6 protein-coding genes are annotated in these 7,806 nt (G+C 73.9%); 3 read left to right on the top strand and 3 right to left on the bottom strand.

Annotated features, from left to right (window positions below; genetic code table 11):
• Positions 1–140: 140 nt before the first annotated feature.
• The 3 genes from ACFYNS_RS29155 to deoC are packed head-to-tail and all read right to left on the bottom strand — an operon-like array spanning position 141 to position 3,474.
• Positions 141–1,040 carry an aldehyde dehydrogenase family protein gene (locus ACFYNS_RS29155; RefSeq protein WP_360293355.1) on the bottom strand — a complete coding sequence of 300 codons (900 nt, stop codon included), beginning with the start codon at positions 1,038–1,040 and terminating at the stop codon, positions 141–143.
• On the bottom strand, positions 1,027–2,493 hold the full coding sequence (locus tag ACFYNS_RS29150) for an aldehyde dehydrogenase family protein (RefSeq protein WP_388605773.1): 1,467 nt from the start codon (positions 2,491–2,493) through the stop codon (positions 1,027–1,029). The genes ACFYNS_RS29155 and ACFYNS_RS29150 overlap by 14 nt, the downstream gene beginning before the upstream one ends.
• A 3-nt stretch (positions 2,494–2,496) precedes the next feature.
• Complete coding sequence (gene deoC, locus ACFYNS_RS29145) at positions 2,497–3,474, bottom strand: deoxyribose-phosphate aldolase (protein ID WP_388605784.1); 978 nt, start codon at positions 3,472–3,474, stop codon at positions 2,497–2,499.
• Between the two features lie 302 nt (positions 3,475–3,776).
• Between deoC and ACFYNS_RS29140 the strand changes: the two genes are divergently transcribed.
• The 3 genes from ACFYNS_RS29140 to ACFYNS_RS29130 all read left to right on the top strand — a co-directional run bounded on the left by ACFYNS_RS29140 (position 3,777) and on the right by ACFYNS_RS29130 (position 7,741).
• Complete coding sequence (locus ACFYNS_RS29140; RefSeq protein ID WP_360692579.1) at positions 3,777–4,220, top strand: nuclear transport factor 2 family protein; 444 nt, start codon at positions 3,777–3,779, stop codon at positions 4,218–4,220.
• 222 nt (positions 4,221–4,442) lie between these two features.
• Positions 4,443–4,601, top strand: coding sequence for a hypothetical protein (locus tag ACFYNS_RS29135; protein ID WP_276478138.1), 159 nt, complete (start codon positions 4,443–4,445; stop codon positions 4,599–4,601).
• Between the two features lie 341 nt (positions 4,602–4,942).
• A complete protein-coding gene (locus ACFYNS_RS29130) occupies positions 4,943–7,741 on the top strand; it encodes a lanthionine synthetase LanC family protein (RefSeq protein ID WP_388605771.1) in 2,799 nt (932 codons plus the stop codon).
• Positions 7,742–7,806: the final 65 nt, after the last annotated feature.

Here is a 7,806-nt window from a genome sequence, read left to right as displayed (position 1 = left end):
CCCCCCCCCCCCCCCCCCCCCCCCCCCCCCCCCCCCCCCCCCCCCCCCCCCCCCCCCCCCCCCCCCCCCCCCCCCCCCCCCCCCCCCCCCCCCCGGCCGGTCACCGGCGCCCGCTGTGCGGGGGGCCGTCCCGGCTGTGCTCAGGCGCCGATCGGATGCCAGACGGTCTTCGTCTCCAGGAAGGCCGTCATCCGCTCCAGCCCCGGCTCGGCCGTCCAGTCGACGGCGCCCGGCGCCGGGCGCAGCACCCGCTTGAGGTTGTCCGCCGCGGTCCGCTCCAGCTCCGTGGCCGGCTCCGGGTCCGCGCCCGCGAGGTCGATCGCGTTCACGTCCTGGTGCGCGGCGAGCGGCCGGGCGAGTTCGGCGGTACCGCCGGACAGCACGTTGACCACACCGCCGGGCAGGTCGGAGGTCGCCAGCACCTCCGCGAGGGAGAGCGCGGGCAGCGGCGCGTCCTGCGCGGCGACCACGACGGCCGTGTTGCCGGTGACGATCACCGGCGCGAGGACGGAGACCAGACCCAGCAGTGAGGCGTTCTGTGGCGCCACTACCGCCACCACACCGGTCGGCTCGGGGGTGGAGAGGTTGAAGAACGGGCCCGCCACCGGGTTGCCGCCGCCCACCACCTGGGCCACCTTGTCCGACCAGCCCGCGTACCAGACCCAGCGGTCGATCGCCGCGTCCGTCCTGGCCTGCGCCTTCGCCTTCGACAGCCCCTCGGCCGCGGCCACCTCGGCGGCGAACTGCTCGCGGCGGCCCTCCAGCATCTCGGCGACGCGGTAGAGGATCTGGCCGCGGTTGTAGGCCGTCGCGCCCGACCAGCCGCCGAACGCCTTGCGGGCCGCGACGACCGCGTCCCGCGCGTCCTTGCGGGACGCGCGGGGGGCGTTGGCCAGCCACTGGCCCTTTGCGTCGGTCACCTCGTACACCCTGCCGCTCTCGCTGCGGGGGAACTTGCCCCCCACGTACAGCTTGTAGGTCTTCAGCACGGACAGCCGTGCGCCCCGTGCCGGGGATGTACGTGCCTCAGGCGTGCTCAAGGTAAGCCTCCAGACCGTGCCTGCCACCCTCGCGGCCGTAGCCGGACTCCTTGTAGCCGCCGAACGGCGAGGTCGGGTCGAACTTGTTGAACGTGTTGGCCCAGACGACGCCCGCGCGCAACTGGTTCGCCAGCTTCAGGATGCGCGAGCCCTTCTCCGTCCAGATGCCCGCCGAGAGCCCGTAGGGCGTGTTGTTGGCCTTCGCGACCGCCTCCTCGGGCGTGCGGAAGGTGAGCACCGACAGCACCGGGCCGAAGATCTCCTCCTGCGCGATCCGGTGCGCCTGGCCGACCCCGGTGAAGACGGTGGGCGCGAACCAGTGGCCTCGGTCGGGCAGCTCGCACGGTGGCGACCAGCGCTCGGCGCCCTCGGCCTCGCCCGCCTCGGCCAGCTCGGTGATCCGGGCCAGCTGCTCGGCGGAGTTGATGGCGCCCACGTCGGTGTTCTTGTCCAGCGGGTCGCCGACCCGCAGGGTGCGCAGCCGCCGCTTGAGCGCCTCCAGCACCTCGTCGTGCACCGACTCCTGCACCAGCAGCCGGGAGCCGGCGCAGCACACCTGCCCCTGGTTGAAGAAGATCCCGCCCACGATGCCCTCGACGGCCTGGTCGAGCGGGGCGTCCTCGAAGACGATGTTGGCGCCCTTGCCGCCGAGTTCCAGGGTCAGCCGCTTGTCCGTACCGGCGACCGTCCGCGCGATCTCCTTGCCGACGGCGGTCGATCCGGTGAACGCGACCTTGTGCACGTCCGGGTGGCCCACCAGGGCCGCGCCCGTCGCGCCGTCGCCCGTGAGGATGTTGACGACGCCCTTGGGCAGTCCCGCCTGCCGGCAGATGTCCGCGAAGAACAGCGCCGAGAGCGGCGTCGTCTCGGCGGGCTTGAGCACCACCGTGTTGCCCGCGGCCAGCGCCGGGGCGATCTTCCAGGCGAGCATCAGCAGCGGGAAGTTCCACGGGACGACCTGTGCGGCGACCCCCAGCGGCCGCGGATCGGGCCCGCAGCCGGCGTAGGAGAGCTTGTCGGCCCAGCCCGCGTAGTAGAAGAAGTGCGCCGCCACCAGCGGCAGGTCCGCGTCCCGCGTCTCGCGGATCGGCTTGCCGTTGTCCAGGGTCTCCAGCACCGCCAGCTCGCGCGAGCGCTCCTGGATGATCCGGGCGATCCGGAACAGGTACTTCGCCCGCTCGGCACCCGGCAGCGCCGACCAGGTCTCGAACGCGGCGCGGGCGGCGCGCACCGCCGCGTCGACGTCGTCCGCCTGGCCGTAGGCGACCTCGGACAGCACCTCCTCGTCGGCCGGGGAGCGGGTGGTGAACACCTTGCCGCCGGCGGCCTCGCGGAACTCCCCGTCGATGAACAGGCCGTAGGACGGCGCGATGTCGACCACGGACCGCGACTCGGGCGCGGGCGCGTAGTCGAACAGAGTCGACGTCGTCGACCCGGGCTGCTGGTCGTTCATGGCTCAGTCCACCGTTACGTAGTCGGGGCCGGAGTAGCGGCCGGTAGCGAGCTTCTGGCGCTGCATCAACAGGTCGTTCAGCAGGCTGGAGGCGCCGAAGCGGAACCAGTGGGGGCTGAGCCAGTCGTCCCCCAGCGTCTCGTTGACCATCACCAGGTACTTGAACGCGTCCTTGGCCGTGCGGATGCCGCCCGCGGGCTTCACGCCCACCTGCTGCCCGGTGGCGGTACGGAAGTCGCGGACGGCCTCCAGCATGAGCAGCGTGTTCGGCGGCGTCGCGTTCACGGCCACCTTGCCGGTGGAGGTCTTGATGAAGTCGGCGCCCGCGAGCATGGCCAGCCAGCAGGCCCGGCGGATGTTGTCGTAGGTGGCCAGCTCCCCGTTCTCGAAGATCACCTTCAGGTGTGCCGCGCCGCAGGCGGACTTCACCTCGCGGATCTCCTCGAACACCTGGAGGTAGCGGCCGGCGAGGAAGGCGCCCCGGTCGATCACCATGTCGATCTCGTCGGCCCCGGCGGCCACCGCCTCCCGGGTGTCCGCCAGCTTGACCGCCATCGAGGCACGTCCGGAGGGAAACGCGGTGGCGACGGACGCCACGTTGATCCCTTCGGCGCCCAGTTCCGTCAGCGCCTGCCGTGCGGTGGCCGCCATGTCGGGATAGACGCAGATCGCGGCGACGGGGGGCGCGGACCGGTCACCCGGGTCGGGACGCGCGCCCTTCGCGCACAGGGACCGCACCTTGCCCGGTGTGTCGGCCCCTTCCAGCGTCGTCAGGTCGATCATCGAGATCGCCAGGTCGAGCGCGTACGCCTTGGCGGTCGTCTTGATGGAACGGGTCCCCAGCGCGGCGGCCCGGGCTTCCAGCCCGACCGCGTCGACACCGGGGAGCCCCTGCAGGAAGCGGCGGAGTGCGGCATCGGAGGTCGCGACGTCGGAGAGGGAGCCCCTCCCCGCGTCGCGAGGGGCCGCATCGATAGGCATGGTCACCAGAGCACCATATCTACGCGCGTAGTGGCTGTCACCCCATGGGCCACCCCGGCTTCGCGGGGCCGCCGCCGGGGTACTGCCGCCGCCGAGGGGCGTCCCGCCGTCCCGCCGCCATCACCCACCGGCGGCGGCGCCGGGCGGAATAGCGCACCGTGCCCGGGAGTGCGCGGGGCACAGTGCGTCACCCGGGTCCTTACTCCTGACGTCATCGACCCCCTGGCCCCGCCGCGGCAATGTGGTGCACGGCGACGGGATCCCGCCCAGGGGCCCCGCACCGCAGATCCGAGGAGCGCACCATGCCCGCCACATCCCCCGACGCCGCCGTCCGGCCGGTCGCCGAGGCCACCCGCGAGGTCGTCCAGGAGTTCCTCACCGCCCGGATGGCCGGGGACACCGCGCGGCTCCTCGAACTCTTCGCGGACGAGGTCGACTGGCTGCTCGCCGAGAACCCGGCCGTCCCGTGGATCCGGCCACGCTCCACCGGGGCCGCATGCGCGGCCCAGTCCGCGGAGCTGGCCGAGTACACCGTGGCCGAGGACGCGCGGGCCTCCCTCGACGCCTTCCTGGTGGACGGCGCCGACGCCGTCCTGACGGGGCACCTCTCGGGGACCGTGCGGGCGACGGGGAAGAGCTTCGAGGGCCCGTTCGCGCTCCGCCTCACCGTCGAGAACGGCCGGATCATCCGACACCATCTCTACGAGAACAGCCTGTCGATCGCTCAGGCGTGCTCCCCTTCCTGACCTCCCTTCGGGTTCCTGACCTCGGGGCACGGGGCGGTACCAAGGGTCTGAACCTGTGTCGGAGCGCAGGTCGGAAGCCGGAGTGTCGTGGCACGTCACAGGGGGGTTGCCGGGTCTTCAGTGGGCGTCCTAGCCTCTTTCGCACCACCATGCGCTGGAACCTCAAGTGCGGTGGTACAGAACGGAGTTCACGAAACTGTCCCTACTGGCACGGGAGAGATCATGGAATTCCTGTCCCAGTTCACGCCCCGCGAGGCAGGGGTGCTGAACCAGGACCCGGAGGTGTCGTTCCACGAGAACGACCTCGCCGCCGGAGCCACCGACCGCTGCCCGATCACCGCGTGCGACTACACCTGCATGGGGACCGGCAACACCGGCTGACCCACGTATCACCACCCGGGATGCCCCGACCCTCGTGCGCGGTGGTCGGTGCTCCGCACGACGGCCCGAGGAGGTCACCGGACCGGACGCCACGGCGTTCGCGAACCGGGCCGCCTCGGGCCGCCCGTGTGTCGGCGGGCGAACACCGGCCGACGGCCAAGACCCCGGTACCCCGGTACCCCGGACCGCCCGGTCCGCCAAGATCGACCGTTCCGCCCGGCGACCTCCGGCACCCCGGACCGACCGGTCCGCCAAGTGAACACCCCTCATCCCGACCGGCGGACTTCCCGGGAGCCGGACTGGCTGGTCCGGCCGGACCGTGACGACCGAGGAGCAGAAGCGTGGCCGACTGGAACGCGGAGGACGTACTCCGGAGGCTGATCGCGGACCGCCGGGCTCCGCACTCGCTGTCCACCGGAGCCACCTGGACACGGGTGAGGTGCGAGCCCGCACCTGACCTCCCCGAACACGGCTGGAAGCTGCACATCTCCTCGCGGGTCGACGGGCTGCCGCAACTGGCCGCGGCCCTCTTCCCCCACCTGCTCAGCGAGGGCTGCGGGTTCAAGGTGGCCCGCTCGGACCGGGTGCTGCGCCGGCTCAACGACGCCGGAGTCGGGTCGGGAGCGGTGGGCAAGGCCGTCACCGTCTATCCGCGGCCCGAACGCGTCCGCGGGCTGGGCCGGGAGCTGGCGGAGCTGCTTCGGGGCCATCCCGGCCCGAGAGTGCCCAGCGACCGACGGGTGGCGGAGGACGCCCCCGTGTACTACCGCTACGGCCCCTTCCGCACCCACTGGCGCAGCGGCCCCTACGGCACCCTGGTGGTGGTCATCCACGGCCCGGACGGCCAGGAGTTCGAGGCAGCCGCCTCGCTCGGCTACCGCCAGCCCCCCTGGGTGAGCGACCCGTTCCGTACGGACGAACCGCCGCCCGGCAACGAAGTCGCCCCCACGGACACCGCGGCTCACCCCGCGCCGGAAGACCACGCGCCGCGCCCCGCCGCCGACGTGCTGCTGGGCGGCCGCTACCGCGCCGTCGAGGGTGTGTACGAGTCGGCCCGCGGCAACGTCTACCGCGCCGTGGAGACGGCGGGCCGGGCCGGCGACGCCGCGCACGCGCGCACCGTCATCGTCAAGACCGCCCGCGCGCACGTCAGCGAGGACCGCGACGGCAACGACGTCCGGGTCCGGCTGCGCAACGAGCGCCGCGTCCTGACGGCGTGTGCCGGGGTGCCGGGCATCCCCGCCTTCCTCGACCACTTCGCCCATGCCGCCGACGAATACCTGGTCACCAGCGATGTCGGCGACCGCAACCTCATGGAACACATATGGCGCAACGGCGCGTTGCTGCCGGCCCCCTGCCCGCCCGCCTCCATGCCCGCCGCCGATGACGGCGAGGACCCCGGGGCCACCGGAGAGGCGGGGGCCACCTGGCCAGCGGACGAGGCCGACGCGTTCACCCGGCTCGCACGTGAACTCGCCACCACGCTCGGCGCTCTGCACGCCAAGGGCGTGGTCATGCGGGACGTGACGCCCCGCAACATCGTCCTGGACGACACCGGGCGGGCCCACCTCATCGACTTCGGGATCTCGGCGCTCGACGGCATCCACCTGCCGGGCGGCACCCCGGGCTACGCCCCGCGGGAGCAACTCGACCGCACGCAGGAACCGTCGGCGGCCGACGACCACTACGCGCTCGGCATGGTCCTCGTCTTCGCCGCCACCGGGCTGCCCCCGGTCACCGGGGAGGCGTCGACCGCCCTGGCCCGCACCCGGGCGCTGCAGTGCCTGCACGCCGTACACGGCACCCGGCGGCCGGAACTCCGCGCGGTGGTCGGCGACCTCCTCTCCCGCGATCCGGACCGCTCCGCCGGGGCGCTCGCCGACCTCGCCTCCGGAGACTGGCGCGCCCGCACCGGCGGCCACGCCCTCCCCCCTCCCGCGGCCCCCACCGGCCAGGTGGCCGACCTCGCCGACCGGGTGCTGGAGATCCTGCTGGCCGAGGCGGGGGAGTACCACCTCGGCGGAGAGGGCGTGGACTTCCCGGCCGTCGACGCCAGCCTGTACACCGGAAGCGCGGGGGTCGGGCTGGAACTGCTGCACCACCGCCACCGCCCGGGCGTCCCGGAACTGCTGCGGCGGCTGGCCCGGCACGCCCACCGCAGCCTGGCCACCGTGCCCACCGCGGACGGCCTCTTCTCCGGCCGCACCGGCACCGAGGTGTTCCTGGCCGCGGCCCGCCGCGCCGGAGTGGAGGTACCGACCGGACCGGTGCTGCCCGCCGCCACCCGCGGCCGCGCACCGGACGCCACGGATGCCGCGGAGGTCCCGGAAGTGCTGCGGGCCGTCGACATCGACGTCGTCTCCGGGCACGCGGGCGTCGGACTCGGCAGGCTCCTGCTGGCCGACCTCGGCGACCCGGGCGCGCCGGCGGCGGCCGCGGCCCTCGCCGAGCCGCTGCTGCGGCGCGAGGACCCTGCCGTCCCGTCCGCACACCTGGCCGGTGAACTGGGCCGCGAGACCACCTTCGGCTACGCGCACGGATATCTCGGCGTCACCGATTTCCTGCTGCTGCTCGCCGCCCGCAACGGCGACCGGGGGCTGCTGGAGGCCGGCCGGCTGCGGGCCCACCGGCTGGCCGCCCTCGTCCCGGACCTGGTCGCCGCCGCCGGCGCGCCCACCGCCTCGCAGATGGCGGTCTCCTGGTGCCGGGGGCTCGGTGGCCTGGCCCGTGTCCTGCGCCACGCCTGGCTGGTCCTCGACGAACCGGAGCTGCGCCGGGCCGCCGAGACCGCCACCAGGGGCTGTCTGCCCTGGCTGACCAGGCTCAGCACGCTCGGCCAGTGCTGCGGCACCGCCGGGCTCGGCGCGGTCCTGCTGGACCTGGCCGTGGACACCGGGGACGACCGCTACCTCGACGCCGCCCACGAGGCAGCACGCCATCTGATGCGGCGCAGCCACGGCCCGGACGACGCGCCCGCCCTCATGGCCAACACGCACACCAGGGACGCCCCCTACTCGTGGGCGCAGGGATATGCGGGCATCCTGGCCTTCCTGCGCCGGCTGCGCGAGCCGGCCGGCCCCGATCTGCTGCCGGAGCCGACGGGCGCCCCGGCTCGGCACGGGAGGACGGTCGGCGGCTGAGCCCGCAGGGCCACGCCGGCGCCGGGGTGGCAGCCGCGGTGAGTCCGGTCCGGACGCTGTGGGGG

Origin of the sequence: Streptomyces sp. NPDC006925, assembly GCF_042869575.1 — a bacterium.
In the GTDB taxonomy this organism is placed as follows: domain Bacteria; phylum Actinomycetota; class Actinomycetes; order Streptomycetales; family Streptomycetaceae; genus Streptomyces.
This window is presented reverse-complemented; position numbering and strand designations above follow the sequence as displayed.